Annotated in this window: 1 protein-coding gene; it reads right to left on the bottom strand. The window is 34.7% G+C overall.

Going from position 1 to position 1,062, the window contains the following annotated elements; genetic code table 11:
* Positions 1 to 18: 18 nt before the first annotated feature.
* Positions 19 to 1,047, bottom strand: coding sequence for a transposase (locus tag HMPREF0023_RS15885; protein ID WP_080591894.1), 1,029 nt, complete (start codon positions 1,045 to 1,047; stop codon positions 19 to 21).
* Between the last annotated feature and the right edge of the window lie 15 nt (positions 1,048 to 1,062).

The following is a 1,062-nucleotide window of genomic DNA, read 5'->3' as shown; positions in this document are numbered from 1 at the left end:
GATAGGACTTACGCACTATTATTTATAGATTCTCTGTGGTAGCAGATGATTTTTATCGAGAATAAAGTCATCAATGAAGTTTTTGATAACTGGTCTAAATAATTTCTTCTGCCAACGATATACATTTTCAAAGATCCGCTCAAACTGGTTCTTTTGTATCTCAACGTAGGCCATCAAGGCTGAAAAAATATGATTCAAAATCAGTTTAGATCGTCTTACTTGAAACTTTTCAATATGACAAACCTGTTTAATCACCCGGTGATATTGCTCTATTTTCCAATGACTTGAATGCAATTCATGAAAACCCTCAAAGGACAATAAATCATCTTCATCTTGATGCACAATATAAAACCTCTGCTGTTCTTTTAACTGAGTCTTAAATAATTGTACAAAGCCAAAATCTTTGAGCCAGACCACTTGACCCTGATGGAAATCTGGCAATAAACGCAGTTGAAACCATTGTCCTTTTTCTGGGGAAACCTTACGGTTACAGTCGATACCAAACATAAATCGAATACCATATTTTCTTATGGTTTTTAGATTTCCAGTCGATGAATACCAACTATCACCTGTAATAAATTGAATCTTTGCACCCCAACTGAGTACTTCACTTAACATATCCATAAAGTAATCATTCTTGGTTTTACTTTCAGATTTGTCATAAATTCGGAAATTAATTGGAATATTTTGACCATTTTGATCTGTCGCATACAAGGTAATGAGATTAACACCCTTGACGGATCGATGGTGTTTGCCTGACCAAAAATAGCTAACCAAGTCCATATGTTGACTATATGGTTTATCTAAAACAGTATCATCAATGCTGACTATAAGTTTATTATTATCAATATGTTGAATTGATTCTTGATATAGGTCGTGAGGTGTGTAGTCTTCACGCTCTAGAAAGCGATTTACACTATCATGCGAGATATTATAAGTCTCGGCAAGTTGTGTGCAGCTAATAGAGTTCGGTTCTGTCATGAGAAAGCCCATATAAATGGGTAATGTACAAGTTGCTGTAGAAGCATGTTTAATTCGTCTGATCACAGATACTTTATAAAG

Source organism: Acinetobacter sp. ATCC 27244, from assembly GCF_000156555.1.
In the GTDB taxonomy this organism is placed as follows: Bacteria; Pseudomonadota; Gammaproteobacteria; order Pseudomonadales; family Moraxellaceae; genus Acinetobacter; species Acinetobacter haemolyticus.
The sequence above is the reverse complement of the archived record's forward strand: the minus strand, read 5'-3'. Positions and strand labels throughout refer to the sequence as shown.